The 531-nt window shown below is 65.2% G+C and carries 1 protein-coding gene; it reads right to left on the bottom strand.

What is annotated here, in order from left to right; all coding sequences use genetic code 11:
* Positions 1-531, bottom strand: a 531-nt coding sequence (locus ACLJQF_RS48865; protein ID WP_410617529.1) for a glycoside hydrolase domain-containing protein, incomplete at both ends; no start/stop codon positions are given.

Raw genomic sequence — 531 nt, 5'->3', positions numbered from 1 at the left:
ACTTGCCCGCCGCGTCACGGCCCTGGAAGAAGCCGACACTCGGGTCGAACACGTTCACGTACTGCGTGGCCCGCTCGGTGAAATACCCGTAGTTGTCCAGGTACTCCTGCTTGCGCGGGTCGTTCGCCGGAGCCTCGTCGTGGAGTTTCTTCGACATGTTCGCGATCGCGTTGTCGTTGACGTAGCCCTCGATCGCCCACGAGAACCCGTGGTCCGCGGTGTTCGGCGCGTACCCGAGGAACGTGCCCTCGTCGATGCCCTTGCGGCCGACCGCGCCGTTCGGCGGGGTCACCGTGGCGTTCTTGATCGCCGAGTCGTAGGCCGACTGGACGTCGAAGCCCTTGATTCCCTTGAGATAGGCGTCCGCGAAGGCAGCGTCCGAACTCGTTCCGGTCATCAGATCCGCGTAACCGGGGGAGGACCAGCGCGAGATCCAGCCACCGTCGCGGTACTGCTGCACGAAACCGTCCACCAGCTTGCCGGTGGTCTCCGGGCTGAGCAGCGAGTACGCCGACCACACCGTGCGATAGG

The sequence above is a fragment of the Amycolatopsis sp. lyj-109 genome, from assembly GCF_046548995.1.
Classification (GTDB): domain Bacteria; phylum Actinomycetota; class Actinomycetes; order Mycobacteriales; family Pseudonocardiaceae; genus Amycolatopsis.
This window is presented reverse-complemented; position numbering and strand designations above follow the sequence as displayed.